This is a genomic window from Pseudomonas sp. B611, from assembly GCF_055407965.1.
In genome coordinates this window covers 323,806-348,889 of the sequence record NZ_JBUZST010000001.1, presented here as the reverse complement: position 1 = coordinate 348,889, position 25,084 = coordinate 323,806, and the positions used below count along the sequence as shown (strand labels likewise).

Below are 25,084 nucleotides of genomic sequence, written 5' to 3'. Positions count from 1 at the left end.
TCCTCACCGCTCGATCAGCGCAATGCGCTTGTTGTACCAGTTCATCAGCAGGGAAATGCTGATGCTGATCGCCAGGTACACGCTCATGGTGATGGCAATAACCTCGATGGCCTGGCCGGTCTGGTTGAGCACCGTGCCGGCAAACAACGAAACCATTTCCGGGTAACCGATACCGGCGGCCAGCGACGAGTTCTTCGCCAGGTTCAGGTATTGGCTGGTCAGCGGCGGAATGATCACCCGCAGGGCCTGCGGGATGATGACCTTGCGCAGCGTCGGCCCAGGGCGCAGGCCCAGGGAGCGCGCGGCTTCGGTCTGGCCGTGGCTGACGGACTTGATGCCCGACCGCACGATCTCGGCGATAAACGCGGCGGTGTAGACGGTCAGTGCCAGGGTCAGTGCCAGCAGTTCGGGGATGAGTACCCAGCCGCCGACAAAGTTGAAGCCTTGCAGCTTGGGCATTTCCCAGTGCAGCGGTGCACCGAAGATCAAGGCGCACAACGCCGGGATCACGATGAACAGTGCCAGGCCGGCCCAGAACTTGTGGAACGGTACGCCGGTCGCTTCAAAACGCTTGTTGGCCCACCGCGCCATCAGCACGATTGCCACGATGGCCACCACGACGCTGACCACAAACGGCCAGAAGCCGTCGGCGGCAAGCGCGGCCGGCATGTTCAGGCCACGGCTGCTGACAAAGAAGGTATCGCCGAAGTTATGGCTGTTACGCGGCCCCGGCATGGTCAGGAACACCGCGAAATACCAGAACAGGATTTGCAGCAGCGGCGGAATGTTGCGGAACACTTCCACATACACCGTCGCCAGCTTGTTGATCATCCAGTTCGGCGACAGCCGCGCCACGCCGATGATGAATCCCAGCAGGGTCGCGAGGATCACGCCGATCACGGTGACCAGCAAGGTGTTGAGCAAGCCGATGACAAAGACCCGGGCATAGCTGTCCGATTCGGTGTAGTCGATCAAATGCTGCGCGATGCCGAAGCCGGCACTGCGTTCAAGAAAGTCGAAACCCGAGGTAATGCCCCGGTGCTGAAGGTTGGTCTGGGTATTGTTGAAGAGGTACCAGCCCAGCGAGACCACCGCCACAATCGTGATGATCTGGAAGAGCCACGCACGCACTTTGGGATCGCTGAAGCTGAGCTTCTGCTCTGGTGCGCCGATTTGATTTTGCATGAAGTGCCCCGAAAATAATGGAACAGAACATCACCCGGCGGTTGGCCCACCGGGTGATAGAACCATCAGCGATCAGCGCACAGGTGGTGCGTATTGAATGCCGCCGTTGTTCCACAGCGCGTTCAGGCCACGGTCGATTTCCAACGGGGTGCTCTTGCCGAGGTTGCGCTCGAACACTTCGCCGTAGTTACCGACTTGCTTGACGATCTGTACCACCCAGTCTTTCTTCACTTTCAGGTCTTTGCCGTATTCGCCGTCGGCACCGAGCAGACGAGCGACGTCCGGGTTCTTGGTGGACTTGGCTTCAGCTTCTACGTTTTTCGAGGTGATGCCGGCTTCTTCCGCGTTGAGCATGGCGTAGCCAACCCAGCGCACGATGGCCAGCCATTCGTCGTCGCCGTTACGCACGACCGGGCCCAGCGGCTCCTTGGAGATGGTTTCCGGCAGGACCACGTAGTCCTTCGGCGACGCCAGCTTGCTGCGCTGGGCGAACAGTTGGGACTTGTCGGAGGTCAGCACGTCGCAACGCCCGGATTCCAGCGACTTGGCGCTTTCATCGGAGGTGTCGAAGGTGATCGGGGTGTATTTCAGGTTGTTGCCGCGGAAGTAGTCGGAAACGTTCAGCTCGGTGGTGGTACCGGCCTGGATGCAGATGGTTGCACCGTCCAGTTCCTTGGCACTTTTCACGCCCAGCTTGTTGTTAACCAGGAAGCCGATACCGTCGTAGTAGGTAATGAAGCCTGGGAATTTCAGGCCCATGCCGGCATCGCGGGAGCTGGTCATGGTGGTGTTGCGGGACAGAATGTCGACTTCGCCCGACTGAAGCGCGGTGAAACGCTCCTTGGCGTTCAACTGGCTGAATTTGACCTTGGTCGCGTCGCCGAATACGGCAGCGGCAACAGCACGGCACACGTCAGCGTCGATCCCGAGGATCTTGCCGCTGGCATCCGGCACCGAGAAACCCGGCAGGCCGTCACTCACGCCACATTGCACAAAGCCTTTCTTCTGCACGGCATCCAGGGTGGCGCCGGCTTGGGCGAAACCACTGACACCCAATACGGCCGCCGCAGTCACGATGGCCAGGGTGGATTTCAATACCTTCATTCAAACCTCCAGTTGCTCTTGTTGTGTCGGAGCTCAAACCTCAGCGCACCCTTATGAGGCGGTATTGACCCGTGTTGGCTTTTTTTAGGGTCAAGCAGCATGAAGTTGTCGCAGTAATTCCAGCTGCTTTCCCACAGGCGGTAGGCACTGATAGTGTTACCGTCTCAGGAAAGTTCTGACATCGACCTACACATAGCAAGGCGCGTACCAGAGTGCTGGCTGAGTCGTTTCAGCCCACTAGCAAGCGCAAAAGATTCAACCTTGCGACATTCTCTTAACAGATCAACCTGACGCGCACCGTTGAGTCGCACTTAATCGGAGCGCACGCACATATATGGAGCAGACATGACCGAACCCTTGATTCTTCAGCCCGCCAAGCCCGCAGACGCCTGCGTAATCTGGTTGCATGGCCTGGGTGCCGATCGCTACGACTTCCTGCCGGTGGCCGAAGCCCTGCAGGAAAGCTTGCTGACCACCCGTTTCGTTTTGCCCCAGGCGCCGACCCGTCCGGTGACCATTAATGGCGGCTACGAGATGCCCAGTTGGTACGACATCAAGGCCATGAGCCCGGCCCGTTCCATCAGCCTGGAAGAGTTGGAAGAATCGGCAAAAATGGTTACCGATTTGATCAAGGAACAAAAAAGCAGCGGGATAGACGCGTCGCGGATTTTTCTCGCCGGTTTTTCCCAGGGTGGCGCGGTGGTTTTCCACACGGCGTTTACCAAATGGCAAGGTGCCTTGGGTGGCGTGATTGCGCTCTCCACCTATGCGCCGACCTTCGGCGATGAGCTGGAGTTATCCGCCAGCCAACAGCGCATTCCCGCCCTGTGCCTGCACGGCCAGTACGACGACGTGGTGCAAAACGCCATGGGCCGCAGCGCCTATGAGCATTTGAAGAGCCGTGGTGTCACCGTGACATGGCAGGAATACCCAATGGGCCACGAAGTGTTACCCGAGGAAATCCGCGATATCGGCACTTGGTTGACCGCACGCCTGGGCTGAAACTTAAGTTTATGTAGCCGTATGACAGACGCACTACGCCGCGCCCGTTTCTTGCATTACACTGGCCGGCGTACATTCCTTAACCAATTAATGAGATCACCGTGCTCGAAGCACTCAAGAAGATGTTCGGCAAAAGCGAGGCCGAGCCGCTCGCGCCTGTTCCCAGTGCTCCTGCCCCGACTGCCGGCAGCCGCCATGACGGCCAACAGCCCGCACGGACTGCGCCTGTCGCCCAGCCGACGACGCCTACGGTGACCGCGCCTGAACCGGCAAAAGAAGCAGCGCCGGCCCCCAAGCCGCGTCGCGAACGTGCGCCAAAACCGCCGGTAATCCCGTGGAAACTCGAAGACTTCGTCGTCGAGCCCCAGGAAGGCAAGACCCGCTTCCACGATTTCAAACTCGCCCCGGAACTGATGCACGCCATCCAGGACCTGGGTTTCCCGTACTGCACGCCGATCCAGGCGCAGGTGCTGGGCTTCACCCTGGCCGGCAAAGACGCCATCGGCCGCGCCCAGACCGGCACCGGCAAGACCGCCGCGTTCCTGATCTCGATCATCACCCAGCTGCTGCAAACGCCGCCGCCAAAAGAGCGCTACATGGGTGAACCGCGCGCGCTGATCATCGCCCCGACCCGCGAACTGGTGGTGCAGATCGCCAAGGACGCCGCCGACCTGACCAAGTACACCGGCCTCAACGTCATGACGTTCGTCGGCGGCATGGACTTCGACAAGCAGCTCAAGCACCTCGAAGCCCGCCACTGCGACATCCTGGTGGCAACGCCTGGCCGCCTGCTGGACTTCAACCAGCGCGGCGACGTGCACCTGGACATGGTCGAAGTGATGGTGCTGGACGAAGCCGACCGCATGCTCGACATGGGCTTTATCCCACAAGTACGCCAGATCATTCGCCAGACCCCGCCGAAAAACGAGCGCCAGACCCTGCTGTTCTCCGCGACCTTCACCGAAGACGTGATGAACCTCGCCAAGCAGTGGACCACCGACCCGTCCATCGTCGAGATCGAAGCGGAAAACGTCGCCAGCGAAAACGTCGAGCAACACATTTACGCCGTGGCCGGTGCCGACAAGTACAAGCTGCTCTACAACCTGGTCAACGACAACGGTTGGGAGCGCGTGATGGTGTTCGCCAACCGCAAGGACGAAGTGCGCCGCATCGAAGAGCGCCTGGTGCGTGATGGTGTCAACGCCGCGCAATTGTCGGGTGACGTGCCGCAGCACAAGCGCATCAAGACGTTGGAAGGCTTCCGCGAAGGCAAGATTCGTGTGTTGGTGGCTACCGATGTGGCCGGGCGTGGGATTCACATTGATGGCATCAGCCATGTGATCAACTTCACCCTGCCGGAAGTGCCGGATGACTACGTGCACCGTATTGGCCGTACCGGTCGTGCGGGGGCTGCGGGTGTGTCGATCAGTTTTGCCGGGGAAGATGACTCGTACCAGTTGCCGTCGATCGAGACCTTGCTGGGGCGCAAGATCAGCTGCGAGACGCCACCGACGCACTTGCTGCGCCCAGTAGAACGCAAACGCCCGTAAAGCTGAAATACGATAAAAATGTGGGAGCGGGCTTTTGTGGGAGCGGGCTTGCCTGCGATGGCATCACCTCGGTTCAACTGAAAAACCGAGGCGCCTGCATCGCGGGCAAGTCGAGGCGTCGAACCGCCGGCTCCCACAAAAGCCCGCTCCCACATTTGGTTTGGTGTTCGACCCGCTATTTCCAGCGGTCAGCGGCGGTGTGGTCGCTGCTACGCCCTTCCACCCAACGCGGCCCTTCGCTGGTATTTTCTTTCTTCCAGAACGGCGCCCGCGTCTTCAAGTAGTCCATCACAAACGCACAGGCATCAAACGCCGCCTGGCGATGGGCACTCGCTGCCCCGACAAACACAATCGGCTCACCCGGTTCCAGCGCGCCAATGCGATGCAACACTTCCAGCTTGAGTAACGGCCAACGTTGCTCGGCTTCCACGGCGATCTTGGCCAGGGCTTTCTCGGTCATGCCCGGATAGTGCTCCAGGAACATCCCCGCCACATCCAGGCCATCGTTGAAGTCGCGCACGTAGCCGACAAAACTCACCACCGCGCCCACGCCCACATTGGCCGCATGCATCGCATTCACTTCTGCACCCGGGTCAAACGCCTGGGCCTGCACACGAATGGCCATGCTCAGCCTCCGGTCACCGGTGGGAAGAATGCCACTTCGTCACCCGCCTGCACCGGCTCATCGAGGCCGCACAACTCTTCGTTGCGCGCACACATCAGGCTGGTCTCGTTGAGTACGGCAAACTCCGGGTCACTGGCCAACGCCAGACGTACTGCGTCGACAGTGGCGAAATCGCCCTCCATCTCCAGCGAGTCAAACCCCACCGCCTCGGCGTAACGCGCAAAAAACAATACGTTGATGCTCATACCTGGTCCGCCTTGAAATGCCCGCTCTTGCCGCCCAGCTTTTCCAGCAGGCGAATACTTTCGATGGTCATGCCGCGATCCACGGCCTTGCACATGTCGTAGATGGTCAGGGCAGCGACGCTGGCGGCGGTGAGGGCTTCCATCTCCACGCCGGTCTGCCCGGAGAGTTTGCAGCGCGCCAGGATGTGCACCGAGTCTGCGCCGTCGGCGCTCAGTTCGACCTTGACGCCCGTCAACATCAACGGGTGGCACAGCGGGATCAAGTCACTGGTTTTTTTCGCTGCCTGGATCCCGGCGATGCGGGCCACGGCAAACACGTCGCCCTTGGGGTGGGCGCCGTCGACAATCATTTGCAGGGTCTCGGGCAGCATGCGCACCCGGGCTTCGGCCACTGCTTCACGGAACGTCACGGACTTGTCGGTGACGTCGACCATGTGGGCGCGACCTTGGGAATCGAGATGAGTCAGCACAGGGATACTCCTGATCAGGAGCATCGATTGTAAACCCGGCGGTCAGATTTGCGCAGGCCTTTGTGGGAGCTGGCTTGCCTGCGATGCAGGCACCTCGGTGGTTCAGGTAAACCGAGGTGATGCTATCGCAGGCAAGCCAGCTCCCACATTGGTTACAGGTGAGATTCTGCGTATTCAGCCAGAATCGAGCGCGGCACCCCTTGCAGCGCAATATGCACGCCGTTCGGGAAGTCCTTGAAGCGTTCCGTCAGGTAGGTCAGCCCGGAGCTGGTCGCGGACAGGTAAGGGGTGTCGATCTGTGCCAGGTTGCCCAGGCACACCACTTTGGAACCGGCGCCGGCACGGGTGATGATGGTTTTCATCTGGTGCGGCGTGAGGTTCTGGCATTCATCGATCAAGATCAGGCTTTGCTGGAAGCTGCGACCCCGGATGTAGTTGAGGGATTTGAACTGCAACGGCACTTTGCTGAGGATGTAGTCGACGCTGCCATGGGTGTTTTCGTCATCCATGTGCAAGGCTTCGAGGTTGTCGGTGATCGCCCCCAGCCACGGCTCCATTTTTTCTGCCTCGGTGCCGGGCAGGAAGCCGATTTCCTGGTCCAGGCCCTGCACGCTGCGGGTGGCAATGATACGGCGATAGCGTTTGGTCACCATGGTCTGCTCGATGGCGGCAGCCAGAGCGAGGATGGTTTTGCCGGAACCGGCGGCGCCCGTCAGGTTGACCAGGTGGATGTCCGGGTCGAGCAGCGCGTACAGCGCCAGGCTCTGGTAGATGTCACGCGGTTTCAGGCCCCAGGCTTCCTGGTGCAACAGGGGCTCCTGATGCAGGTCGAGGATCAGCAGCTTGTCGACCTGGATCTCTTTGATCCAGCCCACGAAGCCCTGTTCATCGACGATGAATTCATTGATATGCACGGCCGGCAGATTTTCGATCAACTGCACCTGGTGCCAGGTACGGCCATGGTCCTGCCGGGTTTCAACCTTGCTGACGCGGTCCCAGAACGAACCCGTAATCATGTGATAACCACGGGACAGCATCGACACGTCATCGACCAGTTGGTCGGTGCTGTAATCCTCGGCCGCGATCCCACACGCACGGGCCTTGAGGCGCATATTGATGTCTTTGGTCACCAGCACCACGCGCAGGTCCTTGTCACGCGCATGCAGGTCGATCAATTGGTTGATGATCTTGTTGTCGTTGAGGTTTTCCGGCAGCAGGCTGTTGGGCTCGCTGCGCTTGCTCATCAGGATCGACAGCAAACCCTTGGGCCCGCTTTTGCCACGCTGGATCGGTACGCCGACTTCAACGTCCTCCGGCGATGCTTCGCCCAGGGTCTTGTCGATCAGGCGGATCGCCTGGCGGCATTCGGCGGCAACGCTGTGGTGCCCGCTTTTGAGTTTGTCGAGTTCCTCAAGCACGATCATCGGGATGGCGACGTGGTGTTCTTCAAAATTGAGCAGTGCGTTTGGATCGTGGATCAATACGTTGGTATCAAGCACATAAAGGATTGGCTGGTCGGAAGAAGGGGTGCGTCCATGATCATCCATACTCGGTCACCTTTTGTGGGAGCCAGTCGACGCAATACCTGGGCGGTGCTGCGCCTCGATTCGACCACCGAATGCACCTGAGGGACGTCAAGTGCATGCCCACATGAGGAGTCTTGAAAGACGCCACCTGTGTTGCAGGTTTCGGCGATCTGACTTCGTAATACCGCAAAACATGTGACAGGAAAAAGCACTTTGACGCTTTTTTGAAGTTTATTTTTCAGGATGACGAATAGCACTAGCCGAGTGCCATGCACCCCGTTAAAGTCGGAAGTCCGCCTGCATCGATTTGTCGCACAAAATCACCCCAGAAATGCCTCGCACCCAACAGGGCCGGGCACTTCAGCGAAACGCCTCGCGGCAGTCCTGCCAACCCAAGCCACTCTGTGCCGTCGCCTGCATCAACTGCGGCAATGCGACCCGCGCCTTGTCCTGGGTGTCGTGAAACACAATCACGCCTTTGCGCCACAGCAACATCAGCGTCAGCACCCGCTGCGCCGACTCATCGGCCTTGAGCTTGCCCGGTTCGTCCTGGGAATCGATGTCCCACAACGCCACCTGCAAGCCCTGGGACTGGAAGAAACCCTGGCTGTCGGCGCGGCGCTGGCCGTACGGCGGGCGGAACAGCGGTACATAGTTTTCCGGCATCAGGTTCTGCGCCAGCGAGGCGCTGCGGGTGATCGAGCTTTGCCAATCGACCCAGTGGCTGTGTGAGCGGTACTGCCAACCCTGGGTGCCCACGCACTGGCCCTGGTACAACGCCTGCACATCGGCGGCGGAACTGCGCTCTACCCGCGTTTGCAGGCTACTGCCGAGGACAAAGAAGGTGGCGTTCATCTTTTGCTTGCGCAGGTAGTAGGCGAGCCAGTCGGTATTGCCACTGACCGGCGCGGGGCCACCGTCAAATGTCAGCAGGAACAGGCGGTCGTTGAATTCATCGCCATTGCGCTCGTGGTCGCCGAAACGCGCGATTTCACTGCTGATCTGCGGAAACAGCGCGGCCTTGCGCAGCAGCTCATCCAGATAGCGTTCATGAAAGGCATGGCTGGGGGCCGCCCAACCTATATAGAAAGAATTTTCGCTGACCTCGAACTTGCCGGCCTGCTCGCGCAAGTCGTCCATGTTTTCCACCAGGTAGCAGAACGAGGCATCCTCCTCACAGCTCTGCTGGGCGAAGGTGTAGTTCTCCAGCAGGCGCTGCCAGAGCTGGCGGCGCAGGTCATCGATGGCTGCCAGGTTGACGATCTTCAACCCCAGGCGCTGCTTGAGGGCGGTCTCATCCTGGGCTTCGCTGGCCAGCAGGCTGTGGGCGAACATCAGGATTTCTGCGCGCGAGGCCACGTCGAACAGCGCCGGACTGCTGAGTTTTTCCGGCCAGGTGCCACGGTCCAGGCTGGCCACATCTGCCGGGGCGGCCTGGACATTCAGGCATAGCAGGCATGCCGACAATAAAAGCGCTATTCGCACGCAGGGTCTTCCTCTCCAGAGTTACCGGCCATCATAACGGATCGTGCCTATCGCCATCATAGGTGGAGTCAAACCGCCCAACCCCCTAGAATCCCCGCACGATTTAAGGAGACGACTTCATGCTGACGGTGATTTCCCCCGCCAAGACCCTCGATTTCGAGACCGCGCCTGCAACCGAACGCTTCACCCAGCCGCAGTACCTGGACCATTCCCAGGCACTGATCGAGCAACTGCGCGAGCTCAGCCCGGCGCAAATCAGCGAGCTGATGCACGTCTCCGACAAGATCGGCGGCCTCAACGCCGCCCGCTTCGGCAGCTGGACCCCAGCGTTCACCCCGGCCAACGCCAAGCAGGCCCTGCTGGCGTTCAAGGGCGACGTGTACACCGGCCTGAATGCCCAGACCTTCAGCGACGCCGACTTCAGCTACGCCCAGGACCACCTGCGCATGCTCTCGGGCCTCTACGGCCTGCTGCGTCCCCTGGACCTGATGATGCCGTACCGCCTGGAGATGGGCACCAAGCTGGCCAACGCCCGTGGCAAGGACCTCTACGCCTTCTGGGGCACGCGCATCAGCGAATGGCTGAACGAGGCCCTGGCCGAGCAAGGTGACGATGTGTTGCTGAACCTGGCGTCCAACGAGTACTTCTCGGCGGTCAAGCGCACGGCCCTGAACGCGCGGATCATCAACACCGAGTTCAAGGACCTGAAGAACGGCCAATACAAGATCATCAGCTTCTACGCCAAAAAGGCCCGGGGCATGATGAGCCGCTTTGTGATTGAGGAACGCATCAACGACCCGGCCAAGCTGAAAGAATTCGACGTGCAGGGTTATCGCTTCAATGCGGAGCAGTCCAAGCCGGACAAGCTGGTGTTTTTGCGCGATCACGCACCGGAATAAAGCCAAACCCGCCGGTTTCAGACAATGAGATCCAAATGTGGGAGCGGGCTTGCTCGCGAATGCGGCGTGTCAGTCGATAGATTCTTATCTGACACACCGCATTCGCGAGCAAGCCCGCTCCCACAGTTTTGATCGCATTTCAGCTTCTGGATCGCCATTATTTTGGCGTCAAAAAACATTTTGACTTACTCCTAACAATTCTTTCACTCGACATTCGTCATTTTTTTTCGTAGTGGCACCACTTTTTTCAAACACTGGTGGCACAAAACTATCCCCGCGCACCAACTCCCCATAACTACTGGCCCAAATAGCAAGTGCTATCAATATAGTACCAGTGCCATCTTTACTAATATTTCAAGAAATTTCTGGAAACAGGATGAGCGGGCTGGAACTTCGTCAAAATGGGCGGCTCATACCACCGGTAACGAAATTCTCTGTTTCTGTAGGAGATAACTTACACAGCGATTCAAGGAAGTAGCGAAGTTGCCCCAGCAACTTTGACTCATGGGTCACATCATCAACTGATATGAGTTGAGGGCAGCGATAAGGATTAATTGCTATCCCCTATAGGCCAAGGCAGCGCTTACCCAAATGTGTCAGTGATGACACCCAAGGTATTGATAGTTAAGGGCTTAACGCCTCTATCAAGACCCTGCGGCACTGGCGCCGGGCCCTTCCCCCAGGAAGGCCGGCTGCATTTGAGGGCAAGCCCCAATAACAAGGCCAAGTTGCGCACAACTTGAGTGCAATAGTTAGTCACTCGTTATTCAACATGCCTGTACGCGGTAAGTCGGCGTCTATTCGCCTAACTTCCGTGGCATCAGTGACGCTTGCAAACATGAACTCCGGCCAATTATTGGCATGAATATTAAAGAGGTAAATGCGATGCGCATCAGCATATTTGGTCTCGGTTACGTTGGCGCAGTCTGTGCCGGTTGCCTGTCTGCCCGTGGCCACGAAGTGGTCGGCGTAGACATCTCCAAGGACAAGATCGACCTGATCAATGCAGGCAAATCGCCGATCGTTGAACCAGGTCTGGGTGAACTGTTGAGCCAGGGTATTGCAACCGGCCGACTGCGCGGCACCACCAACTTCGCCGACGCCATTCGCGATACCGACCTGTCGATGATCTGCGTCGGTACCCCGAGCAAGAAAAATGGCGACCTGGAACTCGACTACATCGAAGCCGTGTGCCGCGAAATCGGGTTTGTCCTGCGTGACAAGTCCACCCGCCACACCGTCGTGGTGCGCAGCACCGTGCTGCCCGGCACCGTGGCCAACGTGGTGATCCCGATCCTCGAAGACTGCTCCGGCAAGAAAGCCGGCGTCGACTTCGGTGTGGCGGTCAACCCGGAATTCCTGCGCGAATCCACCGCCATCGCCGACTACGACCTGCCACCGATGACGGTCATCGGCGAATTCGACAAAGCCTCCGGCGATGTCCTGCAGTCGCTGTACGAAGAACTCGACGCGCCGATCATCCGCAAGGACATCGCCGTCGCCGAAATGATCAAGTACACCTGCAACGTGTGGCACGCCACCAAGGTCACCTTCGCCAACGAGATCGGCAACATCGCCAAGGCCGTCGGCGTCGATGGCCGTGAAGTGATGGAAGTGGTGTGCCAGGACAAGACCCTCAACCTGTCCCAGTACTACATGCGCCCAGGCTTTGCCTTCGGCGGTTCGTGCCTGCCCAAAGACGTGCGCGCCCTCACCTACCGCGCCAGCTCCCTGGACGTGGAAGCGCCGCTGCTCAACTCGCTGATGCGCAGCAACGAGTCCCAGGTGCAAAACGCCTTTGACATCGTCAACAGCCACGACAAGCGCAAAGTCGCCCTACTGGGCCTGAGCTTCAAGGCCGGCACCGACGACCTGCGTGAAAGCCCGCTGGTCGAGCTGGCCGAGATGCTGATCGGCAAGGGTTTCGACCTGAGCATCTACGACAGCAACGTCGAGTACGCCCGTGTCCACGGCGCGAACAAGGACTACATCGAAGGCAAGATCCCCCATGTGTCGTCCCTGCTCAACTCGGACTTCGATGATGTGATCAACAACTCCGACGTGATCATCCTCGGCAACCGTGACGAGAAATTCCGCGCCCTGGCGCAGAACGCCCCGCACGGCAAGCAAGTGATCGACCTGGTGGGCTTCATGTCCAAGGCCACCTGCACGACCGGTCGCACCGAAGGCATTTGCTGGTAACAGCAACGGCAAGTTCCCGGCGGCGCGCGTTTCCATCCCCAGCGCGCGCCGCCTGGAGCCTTCATCACCTTCGGATGACGCTTATGTCCAAGTTAAAACATGTACTGCTGCAATCTGCCGGCTGGCTGTTCTTTCTCAGCCTGCTGATGGGACTCGCCCTGCTGTTGCCGGCGAGTACGTTCGACTCGGAGTCGAAGAATTTTATTTTCCTGATTGGCGCCGTCGGCATCTGGCGCTACTCGATGGGTGCTACGCATTTCTTTCGCGGCATGCTGTTCCTGTACGTGGTCTACCCGCACCTGCGCCGTAAAGTGCGCAAGCTGGGCAAGGCCGCCGACCCGTCCCATGTGTTCCTGATGGTCACCAGTTTCCGTATCGATGCGCTGACCACCGCGCAGGTCTACAGCTCGGTGATCCGCGAAGCCATCGAATGCGGCTTCCCCACCACCGTGGTCTGCTCGCTGGTAGAGATGTCCGATGAGCTGCTGGTGAAAAGCCTGTGGGAACGCATGAACCCGCCAGAGCACGTCAAGCTCGACTTCGTGCGCATCGCCGGTACCGGCAAGCGCGACGGCCTGGCCTTCGGCTTCCGTGCGATTTCCCGCCACTTGCCGGATGACCGCGCCGTGGTTGCGGTGATCGATGGCGACACCGTGCTCGCCGAAGGCGTGGTACGCAAGACCGTGCCGTGGTTCCAGCTGTTCGGCAATGTCGGTGGCCTGACCACCAACGAATTCTGCGAAGTGCGCGGCGGCTACATCATGAGCGAGTGGCACAAGCTGCGCTTCGCCCAACGCCACATCAACATGTGCTCCATGGCCCTGTCCAAGCGCGTGCTGACCATGACCGGGCGCATGTCGGTGTTCCGCGCCAGTGTGGTCACCAACCCGGACTTCATCGCCGACGTCGAAAGCGACTCGCTGCAACACTGGCGCCTGGGCCGCTTCAAGTTCCTCACCGGCGACGACAAGTCCAGCTGGTTCAGCCTGATGCGCCTGGGCTACGACACCTTCTACGTGCCCGACGCCGCGATCAACACCGTGGAACACCCGCCGGAAAAGAGCTTTATCAAGGCCAGCCGCAAGCTGATGTTCCGCTGGTACGGCAACAACCTGCGCCAGAACTCCCGCGCCCTCGGCCTGGGTGTACGTCGCCTGGGCCTGTTCACCAGCGTGGTGCTGTTCGACCAGCGCGTGTCGATGTGGACCTCCCTGCTAGGCCTGACCGTGGCAATCATCGCCACCTTCAAATACGGCGGCGCCTTCATCCTCGCGTACCTGCTGTGGATCGGCATCACCCGCCTGATCCTCACCCTGTTGCTGTCGTGCTCCGGCCACAAGATCGGCCCGGCGTACCCGGTGATTCTCTATTACAACCAGATCATGGGCGCGCTGGTGAAGATCTACGTGTTCTTCCGCCTTGATCAACAGTCCTGGACCCGCCAGGACACCAAACTGACCCGCGATTTGGCCAGCTTTCAACGTTGGTTCAACACCTGGTCGTCTCGGACCATGACCTTCTCCGCCGGCAGCATTTTCGTCGCCGTGTTGCTGATGATGGTCTGACCCAGCCAAGCCTGAATTAACTAGGAACTACACACCATGAATAGCCAAGCAAACGTCAATGTTGTCCACGAATCCGAAGCCCAGCGCCAACATGCGCGGGTCAAAATCCCGGCCAAGCTGCGCTTCTTCGGCAATGACGGCAAACCCACCGAAGCGCGGGTGATCGACCTGTCTGCCGGCGGCCTGGCGTTCACCGCCACCCAGCCGCTGAACGTCGGCGAAGTGCACAAGGGCCGCCTGCAATTCGTGATCGATAACCTTGGCCTGGCGATGGACGTGGAGCTGCAAATCCGCTCCCACGACCGCCAGAGCGGCCGCACCGGTTGCCAGTTCCAGAACCTGGAGCCGCAGGATATTTCCACCCTGCGCCACCTGATCACGTCGCACTTGTCCGGTGACATCGTGTCCATGGGCGAAGTATTGGCGACCCTGCAACGCGACAACTTCACCAAGGCGCGCAAGGTCAAGGACAGCGGCAGCGGCATGACCGCCTTCGGCCGCCTGCGTGCCGTGGTGTTCAGCGCAGGGATCTTCATCGTCGGCCTCGCCGCCTTTGGTTTCGTCTTCAAGTCGGTGTACGGCATGTACTTCGTCAGCCACGCCCAGGCCGGTCTGGTCAGCGTGCCCGGCATGAACGTGACCATGCCCCGCGACGGCACCGTGCAGAGCCTGCTCAAAGGTGACGCGATTGCCGCCAAAGGCGCACCGCTGGCGACTTTCAGCACCAGCATGCTGGATGTGCTCAAGGGCCACCTGGACGAAGACCAACTGCAACCGGCCAAGGTTGAAGAACTGTTCGGCAAGCAAATGACCGGCACCCTGACTTCGCCATGCGACTGCGTGGTCGCCCAGCAAATGGTCGCCGACGGCCAATACGCCAACAAAGGCGACGTGATCTTCCAACTGGTGCCACGTGGCAGCCAAGCCAATGTGGAAGCGCGCTTCACCTATCGCCAGTTCGCCGACGTGCGTCCAGGCACCCAGGTGAGCTTCCAGGTCGCCGACGAAGAACAGACCCGCACCGGCACCATCGTCAGCAGCACCAGCCTGAACAGCGCCGACCTGTCTTCCGACATCCGCGTGCAGATCAAGCCTGACGCGCCGCTGGACAGCACCTACGCCGGCCGCCCGGTGGAAGTGACCAGCGACCGCGGCCCATCGCTGAACTGGCTGATCGACAAAGCCATGGCCCACGGTCTGTAAGCAGAGGACATGCCTGTGAACCCTATTTCAACAACAACACCGGCCAATGTGGGAGCCGGGCTTGCCCGCGATGGCGGTGGTGAATTCAACATCGCCATCGCAGCGATGCGGCGACCCGACAAGCCAGCTCCCACACAGAGCAGATCTCATTCAGCCGCTGTGTATTGCGTACTGGCATTGGCGGTCAGCCTCGCCGGATGTGCCGGTTTGCCAGATCAGCGTTTAGCCAATGAAGCGCTGAAACGCGGCGACACCGTCACCGCCCAGCAGAACTACCAGCAACTGGCCGACCTGGGCTACAGCGAGGCCCAAGTCGGCCTGGCCGATATCCAGGTGGGCACCCGCGATCCGGCGCAGATCAAACAGGCCGAAGCCACCTACCGCGCAGCGGCCGATACCTCGCCGCGCGCCCAGGCCCGTCTCGGTCGCCTGCTGGTGGCCAAGCCCGGCAGCACCGAAGCCGAGCACCGCGAAGCCGAAGGCCTGTTGAAAAAAGCCTTTGCCAATGGCGAAGGCAACACCCTGATCCCGCTGGCGATGCTGTACCTGCAATACCCCCACAGTTTCCCGGACGTAAATGCCCAGCAGCAGATCAGTAAATGGCAGGCCGCCGGTTACCCGGAAGCCGGTCTGGCCCAGGTGCTGCTGTATCGCACCCAAGGCACCTACGACCAGCATCTCGATGATGTAGAACGCATCTGCAAAGCCGCGCTGAACAGCACCGATATCTGCTACGTCGAGCTGGCCACGGTCTACCAGAAACAAGCCGCGCCCGAAAAACAAGCCGAGCTGCTCAAGCAACTGGAAGCGGGCTACAGCCGTGGCACCGTCACCGCCCAGCGTGTCGACAGCGTCGCCCGTGTACTCGGCGATGCCAGCCTCGGCACCCCGGACGAAAAAACCGCCCAGGCCCTGCTGGAAAAAATCGCCCCCGGCTACCCGGCGTCCTGGGTCAGCCTGGCGCAACTGCTCTACGACTTCCCTGAACTGGGCGATGTGGAGCAAATGATGAAGTACCTCGACAACGGCCGCGCCGCCGACCAGCCGCGCGCCGAGCTGTTGCTGGGCAAGCTCTACTACGAAGGCAAGTGGGTGCCGGCCGACGCCAAGGCTGCCGAAGCACATTTCCAGAAAGCCCAGGGCAAGGAAGTCGCCGCCGATTACTACCTCGGCCAGATCTACCGCCGTGGCTACCTCGGCCAGGTCTACTCGCAAAAAGCCCTGGACCACCTGCTGACCGCTGCGCGCAACGGCCAGAACAGCGCCGACTTCGCCATCGCCCAATTGTTTTCCCAAGGCAAGGGCACCAAGCCCGACCCATTGAACGCCTATGTCTTCAGCCAGTTGGCCAAAGCCCAGGACACACCGGAAGCCAACGACCTGGCCACGCAACTTGAAGCCCCGCTGACAGCGGAGCAACGCGCCCAAGGCCAACGCCTGGTGCAACAAGAACTGGCCACCCGCGGCACCCTGGCCCAGAGCACGTTGCAACTGCACGCCCTGGAAGAAGACGACGGCGAGGAATCCCTATGAAGCTCAACCCATTCGTCAAGGCCGGCATCGGCCTGACCTTCGCCCTGCTGTGGTCGTGCCCGACCCTGGCCGCACTCACCGAAGCGAAGAACTTCGGCCTCGAAGTGAAAATCACCGGCCAGTCCGAAGACGACCGTGACCTCGGCACGCAAAAAGGCGGCGACGTCAACGGCATCGGCCTCGACGTGCGCCCGTGGGTCTACGGCGAAAGCGGCGCGTGGAGCGCCTACGCCATGGGCCAGGCCGTGGCCTCCAGCGACATCATCGAGACCGACACCCTGCAACAGTCGGCCGATGACGAGAACCAGCAGACCAGCAACAACGACCGCAAGACCAAGAAAAACTACCTGGCCCTGCGCGAGTTCTGGGTCGGCTACAGCGGCTTCACGCCCTACCCTGGCGAGATCCTCAAGCTCGGCCGCCAACGCCTGCGCAATGACGACGGCCAGTGGCGCGACACCAATATCGAAGCGCTGAACTGGACCTTCGACACCACCTTGCTCAAGGCCAATGTGGGCGTCGCCGAGCGCTTCAGCGAATACCGCACCGACCTCAAAGAACTGGCGCCGGTGGACAAAGACCGCCAGCACCTCTACGCCGACGCCGCCTACCAGTGGACGCCGGGCCAGTGGATCGGCCTGCGCGGTCACCACACCCATGACAACGGCAAGCTCGACTACCCGCAACCGGGCGTGGCCACCGACTCGCTGGACAAGCGCGAGAACGGCGACCTGACCTGGCTCGGCATCGAAGCCAACAGCGACGCCTATAACTGGCGCAACACCAACACCGTCAACTACTGGGCCAGCATCACCGGCATGCGCGGCGACCGCGACAAGGTCAACGCCTTGCAGGCCGACGGTTCCAGCCCCGCCCAAGCCAAGCGCAGCGACGACTTGAGCGGCTGGGCCACCGACATCGGTATCCGCCTGCGCCTCGACCCGCAGTGGCAAGTCGGTGCCGCCTACTCCCGTGCGAGCGCCGAGTACGAGCAGAACGGCCTGCAAAGCAACCGCTCGAACTGGACCGGCACCCAGTCCCGCGTGCATCGCTTCGGCGAAGCGTTTCGCGGCGAGATGAACAACATGCAGTCCATGAGCCTGTTTGGTTCGTGGCAGTTGCGTGAGGACTACGACGCCAGCCTGGTCTATCACAAGTTCTGGCGCGTGGACGGCAACAAACCGGTGGGCAGCAACGGCATCGATGCGGTGCAGAACAACACCGACGACGTCACCGGCGCAATCGTCTCCAGCACGTCCCTGCCGTTGGCAGACGGCAAGAAAGACCTCGGCCAAGAGATGGACCTGGTGGTCACCAAGTACTTCAAGAAGGGCCTGCTGCCCGCCGCCCTCAGCCAGTCCATCGACGAGCCTTCGGCCCTGGTGCGCTTCCGTGCCGGCGTGTTCAAGCCGGGCGACGCCTACGGCAGCCAAGTCGATTCCTACATGCACCGCGCGTTTGTTGATGTGGTGTGGAGATTCTGATGGGAGCCTGCGCGATGAAACCTCATACGTTGCTGGTCGCCGCGATGCTGATGGCCAACGCCACAGCCTTCGCCGACACCACGCAGCAGGCCAAGGCGCCGACCATCGCCAAAGGGCTGCAACAGGCCAAGACCTACACCATTTCCAGCCCGCCGACGGCGCCGCTGGAAATGGCCAAGCCGGCCTTGCCTGACCTGTCGGGTTACACCGCTGCGGCGATGGAAAAGAAGATCGTGCGCAGCAAACAGGGCAAGGCCAGCATCCGCCGCATGATGCAGGAAGACGCCCTCAAGGACTTTATCGGCGGTGACAACAAGATGGCCGAATGGGTGGTGCGCCAGCACGGCATTCCCCAGGCGATCTTTGTCGACGACGGCTACATGAACCTCAAGGACTTGCTCGGCAAGGTGCCCAAGCAGTACTTCAGCGAAACCTCGCCGGGTGTGTTCCTCGCCAAGCTGCCGATTGTGGTCGGGCGCAAGGGCATCCTCGACATCGACGGCAAGACCCAGGAGTTGCGCCTGTCCCAGGAAGCCGGCTCGTTCCTGATCAACGACGGCCAGCTGTTTGTGCGTGATACGAAGGTCACCGGCTGGAGCGAAAAAGCCAACGGCCCGGCGCTGTTCAAGTCGCCCAAGGAATTCCGCCCGTTCCTGCTGGCCTGGGGCGGCACCGAGACCTATATCTCCAAGACCAAGATGGCCAGCTTTGGCTACGCCAACAGCAAGTCGTACGGGGTGAGTATTTCCCAGTACACGCCGAACATGGCCAAGGTGCTCAAGCGTTCCGAGCCGACCGGCTGGATCATCGACTCCGAGTTCTCGGACATGTGGTACGGCTTCTACTGCTACGAAACCGAAGGCTTTGTGATCAAGGGCAACACCTACAAAGACAACATCGTCTACGGCATCGACCCCCACGACCGTTCCCACGGCCTGATCATCGCCGACAACACGGTCTACGGGACGAAGAAGAAGCACGGCATCATCATTTCCCGGGAAGTGAATGACAGCTTCATCTTCAACAACCGCAGCTACGACAACAAGCTCTCGGGCCTGGTGCTCGACCGTAACAGCGTCAACAACATCGTGGCCGACAACGAGTTCTACCGTAACCACACCGACGGCATCACCCTCTATGAGAGCGGTGACAACCTGCTGTGGGGCAACAAGGTGATCGCCAACCGTCGCCACGGTATCCGCGTGCGCAACAGCGTGAACATCAAGCTGTACGAGAACACTTCGATGGCCAACGGCCTGACCGGCCTCTACGGCCACATCAAAGACCTGACCGACACCGACCGCGACATCGCCCTCGACCCGTTTGACGCGAAAGTCTCGCTGATCGTGGTCGGCGGCGAACTCGCGGGCAACGGCAGCGGGCCGCTGTCCATCGACTCGCCATTGAGCGTGGAGCTGTACCGCGTATCGATGCTGGCGCCGACCAAATCCAGCGGCATCAGCTTCAACGGTGTGCTGGGTGATCGCCAGGAAGAGATTCTCGACCTGCTGGTGCGCCAGCAGAAAGCCGTGCTGATCGACCCTGTCGAACGCCAGACCGAAATGCAGGACTGAGGATGACCCTTATGCACCCACACATGATCAAACTGCTGAGCCTCTCGGGTCTGACCCTCGGCCTGCTCGCGGCCAGCCAGGGCGTGCGCGCCGATGAAGCACAGGCGCCGAGCTTTACTGCCGAACCGTGCTGCAGCCTGTGCCCCGCCGCCCATGACGCGAAGAACTACACCACGCGCTACCAGCAGAACTTCACCACCCTGGTGCAAGCCCAGGGCGACTGGCTGTTCCGGACCCAGGAAGACCTGCGCACCGAATTCGACACCACCCCCGCCGGCTACAAACGCATGCAACAACTGCACGATGCGTTCAAGGCCAAGGGCGTGGAACTGGTGGTGGTCTACCAGCCGACCCGTGGTTTGGTGAACCGCAACAAGCTCAACCCTGAAGAGAAAGCCAAGTTCGATTTCGACAAGGCCCTGGGCAACTACAAGACCATGCTTGGCCGTTTCGCCAAGATGGGCTACGTGGTGCCGGACCTGTCGCCACTGACCAATGAGCAGTTGCCGGATGAACTGCCGGCCCACGATTTCTACTTCCGTGGCGACCAGCACTGGACCCCATACGGCGCCCAGCGCACGGCAAAAATCGTCGGCGCGAAAGTGCGCGCCATGCCCGAGTTCGCCGATATTCCCAAGCGCGAATTCGAAACCACCCGCTCCGGGCGCATGGGCAAGACCGGCACCCTGCACAACATGGCTGGGCAACTGTGCGGCACCAGCTACGCGATCCAGTACATGGACCAGTTCACCACCGAGCCCAAGGGCGAAGCGGGCGACGGCGACCTGTTCGGCGATTCGGGCAACCCGCAGATCACCCTGGTGGGCACCAGCCACAGCGGCAAGAACTACAACTTTGCCGGCTTCCTCGAACAGGAAATCGGTGCCGACATCCTCAACGTCGCCTTCCCCGGCGGTGGCCTGGAAGGCTCGATGATCCAGTACCTGGGCAGCGATGAATTCCAGAAGAGCCCGCCGAAAATCCTTATCTGGGAATTCTCGCCGCTGTACCGCCTGGACCAGGAGACCATCTACCGCCAGATGATGTCGCTGCTGGACAACGGCTGCGAAGGCAAGCCGGCACAGATGAGCGCCAGCACTTCTTTGAAGCCGGGCAAGAACGAATTGATGGTCAACAGTTCGAACAAAGACCTGCGTAACGCCAATCACCAGGTTGATATCCGCTTCGCCGACCCGTCGGTGAAAACCCTGCAAGCCACCCTCTGGTACATGAACGGGCGCCACGAGGACATCAAGATCGAGAAACCCGAGACATCCGATACAGACGGGCGTTTCGCCTTCGAACTGCGCACCGATGAAGACTGGGCCGCGCAGAACCTGCTCGCCGTGGAAGTGCAGGGTCCAGAAAAGGGCGCGCAGAAGGTTGAAGCGAAAATTTGCACACGCAACGTATTCCCTGCCGGTGGTCAACAGACCGCCTCAGCCGGGCAATGAGGTTACCTATGCAGAAGTTATTGATCCCCACGTTGCTGGGCTTGGCGATGTTCGCCGGCGCAGTCAACGCCGCCGCGCCACTGCGTCCGCCCCAGGGTTATTTCGCCCCGGTGGAAGCGTTCAAGACCGGCGACTTCAAGAATGACTGCGACGCCATGCCGGCGCCGTACACCGGTTCGCTGCAATTTCGCAGCAAGTACGAAGGTTCGGACAAGGCTCGCGCCACCCTGAACACCCAGTCGGAAAAAGCCTTCCGCGACAGCACCGCCGACATCACCAAGCTGGAAAAAGACACCAGCAAACGCGTGATGCAGTTCATGCGCGACGGGCGCCCGGAGCAGCTGGAGTGCACCTTGAATTGGCTCACCAGCTGGGCCAAGGCCGACGCGTTGATGTCCAAGGACTTCAACCACACCGGCAAGTCCATGCGCAAATGGGCGCTGGGCAGCATGGCCTCGGCCTATGTGCGCTTGAAGTTCTCCGACTCGCACCCGCTGGCCAACCACCAGCAGGAATCGCAGTTGATCGAGGCGTGGTTCAACAAACTTGCCGATCAAGTGATCAGCGACTGGGACAACCTGCCGCTGGAAAAAACCAACAACCATTCCTACTGGGCCGCGTGGTCGGTGATGGCAACGTCCATCGCCACCAACCGTCGCGACCTGTTTGATTGGGCGGTGAAGGAATACAAGGTCGGCGTGAACCAGGTCGATGACCAGGGCTTTTTGCCGAATGAATTGAAGCGCCAGCAACGCGCCCTGTCGTACCACAACTACGCCCTGCCGCCGCTGTCGATGATCGCCAGTTTTGCCTTGGTCAACGGTGTGGACCTGCGCCAGGAAAACAACAGCGCGCTCAAGCGCCTGGGTGAAAAAGTCCTGGCCGGCGTGAAAGACCCGGACATCTTCGAACAGAAGAACGGCAAGGAGCAGGACATGAAGGACCTCAAGGAAGACATGAAATATGCCTGGCTTGAACCGTTCTGCAACCTCTACACCTGCGCCCCGGATGTGCTCGAGCGCAAGCACGGCATGCAGCCGTTCAAGACGTTCCGCCTGGGGGGTGACCTGACCAAGGTCTACGACCCGGCGCATGAAAAAGGCAACAAAGGTTCCTGAATAACTAACTGAAGGAACAGGGTCCCCATGTGGGAGCGGGCTTGCTCGCGAATGCGGTGTGTCAGTCGACACATCTGTAACTGAACCACCGCATTCGCGAGCAAGCCCGCTCCCACAGTTGAACCGGTTTCGACAGTTGGAATGGTGTACCGCCCTCCCCCGAATTTTCGTGGGGGGGTTTGGGGGGGCTGCGGCCCTTGACTGTTGGTTAAACATGGAGAGATCGGGATGGTTTTCTCGTCCAATGTGTTCCTGTTTCTGTTCTTGCCGATCTTCCTCGGCTTGTACTACTTGAGCGGGCAACGCTATCGCAACCTGCTGCTGCTGATTGCCAGCTATGTGTTCTACGCCTGGTGGCGAGTGGACTTCCTGGCGCTGTTCGCCGCCGTCACGCTGTGGAACTACTGGATCGGCCTCAAAGTCGGTGCCGCGGGTGTGCGTACCAAGCCGGCCCAGCGCTGGCTGCTGCTCGGCGTGGCCGTCGACCTGTGCATCCTCGGCTACTTCAAGTACGCCAACTTCGGCGTCGACAGCATCAACCTGATGATGAAGTCGGCGGGCCTGGAGCCGTTCATTCTCACCCACGTGCTGTTGCCGATCGGGATCTCGTTCTACATCTTCGAGTCCATCAGCTACATCATCGACGTGTATCGCGGCGACACCCCGGCCACGCGCAACCTCATCGACTTTGCGGCGTTCGTGGCGATCTTCCCGCACTTGATCGCCGGCCCGGTGCTGCGTTTTCGCGACCTGGCCGACCAGTTCAACAACCGCACCCACACCCTCGACAAATTCTCCGAGGGCTGCACGCGGTTCATGCAGGGTTTCATCAAGAAGGTGTTCATCGCCGACACCCTCGCGGTGGTGGCCGACCATTGCTTCGCCCTGCAAAACCCGACCACGGGCGATGCCTGGCTCGGCGCGCTGGCCTATACCGCGCAGCTGTACTTCGACTTCTCCGGCTACAGCGACATGGCCATCGGTTTGGGCTTGATGATGGGTTTCCGCTTCATGGAAAACTTCAAGCAGCCGTACATCAGCCAGTCGATCACCGAGTTCTGGCGGCGCTGGCACATCAGCCTGTCCACCTGGCTGCGTGACTACCTGTACATCACGTTGGGCGGCAACCGCAAAGGCACGCTGACCACCTACCGCAACCTGTTCCTGACCATGCTCCTCGGTGGCCTGTGGCACGGCGCGAACATCACTTACATCCTGTGGGGTGCGTGGCACGGCATGTGGCTGGCGATTGAAAAAGCCATCGGCCTGAACACTTCGCCGCGCAGTTTCAACCCCGTGCGTTGGGCCTTCACCTTCCTGCTGGTGGTGGTCGGCTGGGTGATCTTCCGCGCCGAGAACCTGCACGTCGCCGGCCGCATGTATGGCGCGATGTTCAGCTTCAACGAGTGGTCACTGTCGGAACTCAACCGCGCCAGCCTCACCGACCTGCAAGTGGCGACCCTGGTGGTGGCGTACGCAACCCTGGCGTTCTTCGGCCTGCGCGATTTCTACCGTGATCATCCAGCGACGCCAAACCCGGCGCGCACCGTACCGGGCTACGCCATGCGTGCCTGTGTGCTGCTGCTGTTCGCGGCGTCGATCCTGAAACTGTCGGCGCAGAGTTTCTCGCCGTTCCTTTACTTCCAATTCTGAGGGAGCCGACATGACCCGTTCATTCCGCGTGCTCTACATCACTGTGTTCCTGGCCATGCTGCTGGTGCTGGGGCTGTGGTCGACGCGCAGTTTCCTGGGCTTCAGCACCAACGCCGACGCGACGGTGCTCAACGGTCGCTGGACCAAGGCCGTCGAGACCCATTACGACGACGAGTTCCCGATCAAGCGCATCGGCACCAACCTCTGGGCAGCGCTGGACTACAAGCTGTTCAACGAAGGCCGCCCTGGCGTGGTGCTGGGTCGCGATCACTGGTTGTACAGCGACGAGGAATTCAACCCCATCGTCAACGAAGACCAGAACCTGCAAGGCAACTACGCGCTGGTCGAAGGCGTGCGCCAGAAGCTCAAGGCCCAAGGTATCCAATTGGTCATGGCGATTGTGCCGGCCAAGGTGCGCCTGTACCCGGAACACGTCGGTGACGTGAAGCCGGCGAGCATCCACGCCAACCTGTACCAGGACTTCCACGCCCGTGTCGCCGCCGACAAGATCCCGGCACCCGACCTGCTCGGCCCGCTGCAACAGGCCAAGCTGGACGGCACGCAAGTGTTCCTGCGCACCGACACCCACTGGACGCCGGACGGTGCCGAGATCGCGGCCAAGCAACTGGCCAAGACCATCACCGAGAAAACCCCGCTGAGCGGCGAGCCGCAGCGCTTTGTCACCGAGGCCGAGAACACCGCACCGCACAAAGGCGACCTGCGTCTGTTCCTGCCCCTGGACCCGCTGTTTGAAAACCTGATGCCACCGAAAGAACCGCTGCAAAAACGCGTCACCCACCTGGCCGAAACCGGTGGCGACGACGCGCTGTTCAGCAACAGCGAAACCCCGGTGGCACTGGTCGGCACCAGCTACAGCGCCAACCCCAACTGGAACTTCGTCGGTGCGCTCAAGCAAGCCCTGCACAGCGATGTCATCAACTATTCGGAAGACGGTCACGGCCCAATCCTGCCGATGCTCAGCTACCTGAAAAGCGATGACTTCAAGAACAACCCACCGCAAGTGCTGATCTGGGAATTTCCTGAACGTTATCTGCCCGTGAACAACGAAATCGGTGATGCCGACCCGACGTGGGTTGCGCAGCTTAAACAAGCCGGTTCGCGCCAACAGAACATGGCTTTGAACACCCCAGTTAAAAACCAAAAATCCGAGACGCCCGACCGGGCGCAAAACTGAAAGAGAGGTAAC

At 60.4% G+C, this 25,084-nt stretch carries 20 protein-coding genes; 13 read left to right on the top strand and 7 right to left on the bottom strand.

Annotation, left to right across the window (positions count from 1 at the left end; genetic code table 11):
- Nucleotides 1-3 precede the first annotated feature (3 nt).
- Both ACZRMO_RS01670 and ACZRMO_RS01665 read right to left on the bottom strand, forming a co-directional pair.
- Nucleotides 4-1,185 (bottom strand): amino acid ABC transporter permease, encoded by a 1,182-nt coding sequence (locus ACZRMO_RS01670; protein ID WP_463971674.1) that lies wholly within the window; start codon nt 1,183-1,185, stop codon nt 4-6.
- 72 nt (nt 1,186-1,257) lie between these two features.
- On the bottom strand, nt 1,258-2,289 hold the full coding sequence (locus ACZRMO_RS01665) for an amino acid ABC transporter substrate-binding protein (protein ID WP_053254520.1): 1,032 nt from the start codon (nt 2,287-2,289) through the stop codon (nt 1,258-1,260).
- A gap of 345 nt (nt 2,290-2,634) precedes the next feature.
- On the opposite strand from ACZRMO_RS01665, the gene ACZRMO_RS01660 reads away from it, so the two are divergent.
- Nucleotides 2,635-3,291, top strand: a complete 657-nt coding sequence (locus ACZRMO_RS01660; protein ID WP_463971673.1) for an alpha/beta hydrolase — start codon at nt 2,635-2,637, stop codon at nt 3,289-3,291.
- A 101-nt stretch (nt 3,292-3,392) separates the two neighbouring features.
- Nucleotides 3,393-4,841 carry an ATP-dependent RNA helicase RhlB gene (gene rhlB / locus ACZRMO_RS01655; protein ID WP_463971672.1) on the top strand — a complete coding sequence of 483 codons (1,449 nt, stop codon included), beginning with the start codon at nt 3,393-3,395 and terminating at the stop codon, nt 4,839-4,841.
- A gap of 175 nt (nt 4,842-5,016) precedes the next feature.
- Here the strand turns inward: rhlB and moaE are convergent, their stop codons facing one another.
- The 5 genes from moaE to ACZRMO_RS01630 all read right to left on the bottom strand — a co-directional run bounded on the left by moaE (nt 5,017) and on the right by ACZRMO_RS01630 (nt 9,192).
- Nucleotides 5,017-5,466 carry a molybdopterin synthase catalytic subunit MoaE gene (gene moaE / locus ACZRMO_RS01650; RefSeq protein WP_463971671.1) on the bottom strand — a complete coding sequence of 150 codons (450 nt, stop codon included), beginning with the start codon at nt 5,464-5,466 and terminating at the stop codon, nt 5,017-5,019.
- Between the two features lie 2 nt (nt 5,467-5,468).
- Nucleotides 5,469-5,711, bottom strand: coding sequence for a molybdopterin converting factor subunit 1 (gene moaD / locus ACZRMO_RS01645; RefSeq protein WP_033899587.1), 243 nt, complete (start codon nt 5,709-5,711; stop codon nt 5,469-5,471).
- Nucleotides 5,708-6,181 carry a cyclic pyranopterin monophosphate synthase MoaC gene (moaC, locus tag ACZRMO_RS01640; protein WP_257783748.1) on the bottom strand — a complete coding sequence of 158 codons (474 nt, stop codon included), beginning with the start codon at nt 6,179-6,181 and terminating at the stop codon, nt 5,708-5,710. The genes moaD and moaC overlap by 4 nt, the downstream gene beginning before the upstream one ends.
- Before the next feature lie 152 nt (nt 6,182-6,333).
- Nucleotides 6,334-7,728: a PhoH family protein gene (locus ACZRMO_RS01635; RefSeq protein WP_207039993.1), complete on the bottom strand. Its 1,395-nt coding sequence runs from the start codon at nt 7,726-7,728 to the stop codon at nt 6,334-6,336.
- 339 nt (nt 7,729-8,067) lie between these two features.
- Nucleotides 8,068-9,192 (bottom strand): polysaccharide deacetylase family protein, encoded by a 1,125-nt coding sequence (locus tag ACZRMO_RS01630; RefSeq protein ID WP_463971670.1) that lies wholly within the window; start codon nt 9,190-9,192, stop codon nt 8,068-8,070.
- A 119-nt stretch (nt 9,193-9,311) separates the two neighbouring features.
- Between ACZRMO_RS01630 and yaaA the strand changes: the two genes are divergently transcribed.
- The 11 genes from yaaA (at nt 9,312) to ACZRMO_RS01575 (ending at nt 25,072) form a co-directional block, all read left to right on the top strand.
- Nucleotides 9,312-10,091, top strand: coding sequence for a peroxide stress protein YaaA (gene yaaA, locus ACZRMO_RS01625; RefSeq protein WP_124527393.1), 780 nt, complete (start codon nt 9,312-9,314; stop codon nt 10,089-10,091).
- Nucleotides 10,092-10,976: 885 nt separating this feature from the next.
- Entirely contained in the window at nt 10,977-12,293 is a 1,317-nt protein-coding gene (locus tag ACZRMO_RS01620; RefSeq protein ID WP_124527395.1) for a nucleotide sugar dehydrogenase, read from the top strand.
- Nucleotides 12,294-12,376: 83 nt separating this feature from the next.
- Entirely contained in the window at nt 12,377-13,858 is a 1,482-nt protein-coding gene (gene alg8 / locus ACZRMO_RS01615) for a mannuronan synthase (protein WP_207039997.1), read from the top strand.
- A 36-nt stretch (nt 13,859-13,894) separates the two neighbouring features.
- On the top strand, nt 13,895-15,061 hold the full coding sequence (locus ACZRMO_RS01610; protein ID WP_463971669.1) for a PilZ domain-containing protein: 1,167 nt from the start codon (nt 13,895-13,897) through the stop codon (nt 15,059-15,061).
- Between the two features lie 105 nt (nt 15,062-15,166).
- A complete protein-coding gene (gene algK, locus ACZRMO_RS01605) occupies nt 15,167-16,594 on the top strand; it encodes an alginate biosynthesis TPR repeat lipoprotein AlgK (RefSeq protein ID WP_463972116.1) in 1,428 nt (475 codons plus the stop codon).
- The gene (locus tag ACZRMO_RS01600) at nt 16,591-18,078 is read left to right on the top strand and encodes an alginate export family protein (protein ID WP_124527398.1); all 1,488 of its coding nucleotides are present in this window, start codon (nt 16,591-16,593) and stop codon (nt 18,076-18,078) included. The genes algK and ACZRMO_RS01600 overlap by 4 nt, the downstream gene beginning before the upstream one ends.
- Complete coding sequence (gene algG, locus ACZRMO_RS01595) at nt 18,078-19,652, top strand: mannuronan 5-epimerase AlgG (RefSeq protein ID WP_463971668.1); 1,575 nt, start codon at nt 18,078-18,080, stop codon at nt 19,650-19,652. The genes ACZRMO_RS01600 and algG overlap by 1 nt, the downstream gene beginning before the upstream one ends.
- Before the next feature lie 11 nt (nt 19,653-19,663).
- Nucleotides 19,664-21,106: an alginate O-acetyltransferase gene (locus ACZRMO_RS01590; RefSeq protein WP_463972115.1), complete on the top strand. Its 1,443-nt coding sequence runs from the start codon at nt 19,664-19,666 to the stop codon at nt 21,104-21,106.
- 8 nt (nt 21,107-21,114) lie between these two features.
- On the top strand, nt 21,115-22,224 hold the full coding sequence (locus ACZRMO_RS01585) for a mannuronate-specific alginate lyase (protein ID WP_463971667.1): 1,110 nt from the start codon (nt 21,115-21,117) through the stop codon (nt 22,222-22,224).
- Nucleotides 22,225-22,452: 228 nt separating this feature from the next.
- Nucleotides 22,453-23,877: an MBOAT family O-acyltransferase gene (locus tag ACZRMO_RS01580; RefSeq protein WP_463971666.1), complete on the top strand. Its 1,425-nt coding sequence runs from the start codon at nt 22,453-22,455 to the stop codon at nt 23,875-23,877.
- 10 nt (nt 23,878-23,887) lie between these two features.
- The gene (locus tag ACZRMO_RS01575) at nt 23,888-25,072 is read left to right on the top strand and encodes an alginate O-acetyltransferase (protein WP_463971665.1); all 1,185 of its coding nucleotides are present in this window, start codon (nt 23,888-23,890) and stop codon (nt 25,070-25,072) included.
- Nucleotides 25,073-25,084 lie beyond the last annotated feature (12 nt).

Excerpts from the sequence above, each read along its gene's own strand:
- ACZRMO_RS01585 (WP_463971667.1), top strand. The coding sequence starts at position 21,115 with ATGCAGAAGTTATTGATCCCCACGTTGCTGGGCTTGGCGATGTTCGCC.
- ACZRMO_RS01660 (WP_463971673.1), top strand. The coding sequence starts at position 2,635 with ATGACCGAACCCTTGATTCTTCAGCCCGCCAAGCCCGCAGACGCCTGC.
- ACZRMO_RS01590 (WP_463972115.1), top strand. The coding sequence starts at position 19,664 with ATGCACCCACACATGATCAAACTGCTGAGCCTCTCGGGTCTGACCCTC.
- ACZRMO_RS01610 (WP_463971669.1), top strand. The coding sequence starts at position 13,895 with ATGAATAGCCAAGCAAACGTCAATGTTGTCCACGAATCCGAAGCCCAG.
- ACZRMO_RS01670 (WP_463971674.1), bottom strand. The coding sequence starts at position 1,185 with ATGCAAAATCAAATCGGCGCACCAGAGCAGAAGCTCAGCTTCAGCGAT.
- alg8 (WP_207039997.1), top strand. The coding sequence starts at position 12,377 with ATGTCCAAGTTAAAACATGTACTGCTGCAATCTGCCGGCTGGCTGTTC.
- algK (WP_463972116.1), top strand. The coding sequence starts at position 15,167 with ATGCGGCGACCCGACAAGCCAGCTCCCACACAGAGCAGATCTCATTCA.
- moaE (WP_463971671.1), bottom strand. The coding sequence starts at position 5,466 with ATGGCCATTCGTGTGCAGGCCCAGGCGTTTGACCCGGGTGCAGAAGTG.
- ACZRMO_RS01600 (WP_124527398.1), top strand. The coding sequence starts at position 16,591 with ATGAAGCTCAACCCATTCGTCAAGGCCGGCATCGGCCTGACCTTCGCC.
- moaD (WP_033899587.1), bottom strand. The coding sequence starts at position 5,711 with ATGAGCATCAACGTATTGTTTTTTGCGCGTTACGCCGAGGCGGTGGGG.
- ACZRMO_RS01665 (WP_053254520.1), bottom strand. The coding sequence starts at position 2,289 with ATGAAGGTATTGAAATCCACCCTGGCCATCGTGACTGCGGCGGCCGTA.
- ACZRMO_RS01575 (WP_463971665.1), top strand. The coding sequence starts at position 23,888 with ATGACCCGTTCATTCCGCGTGCTCTACATCACTGTGTTCCTGGCCATG.
- ACZRMO_RS01580 (WP_463971666.1), top strand. The coding sequence starts at position 22,453 with ATGGTTTTCTCGTCCAATGTGTTCCTGTTTCTGTTCTTGCCGATCTTC.
- yaaA (WP_124527393.1), top strand. The coding sequence starts at position 9,312 with ATGCTGACGGTGATTTCCCCCGCCAAGACCCTCGATTTCGAGACCGCG.
- algG (WP_463971668.1), top strand. The coding sequence starts at position 18,078 with ATGGGAGCCTGCGCGATGAAACCTCATACGTTGCTGGTCGCCGCGATG.
- ACZRMO_RS01620 (WP_124527395.1), top strand. The coding sequence starts at position 10,977 with ATGCGCATCAGCATATTTGGTCTCGGTTACGTTGGCGCAGTCTGTGCC.
- ACZRMO_RS01635 (WP_207039993.1), bottom strand. The coding sequence starts at position 7,728 with ATGGATGATCATGGACGCACCCCTTCTTCCGACCAGCCAATCCTTTAT.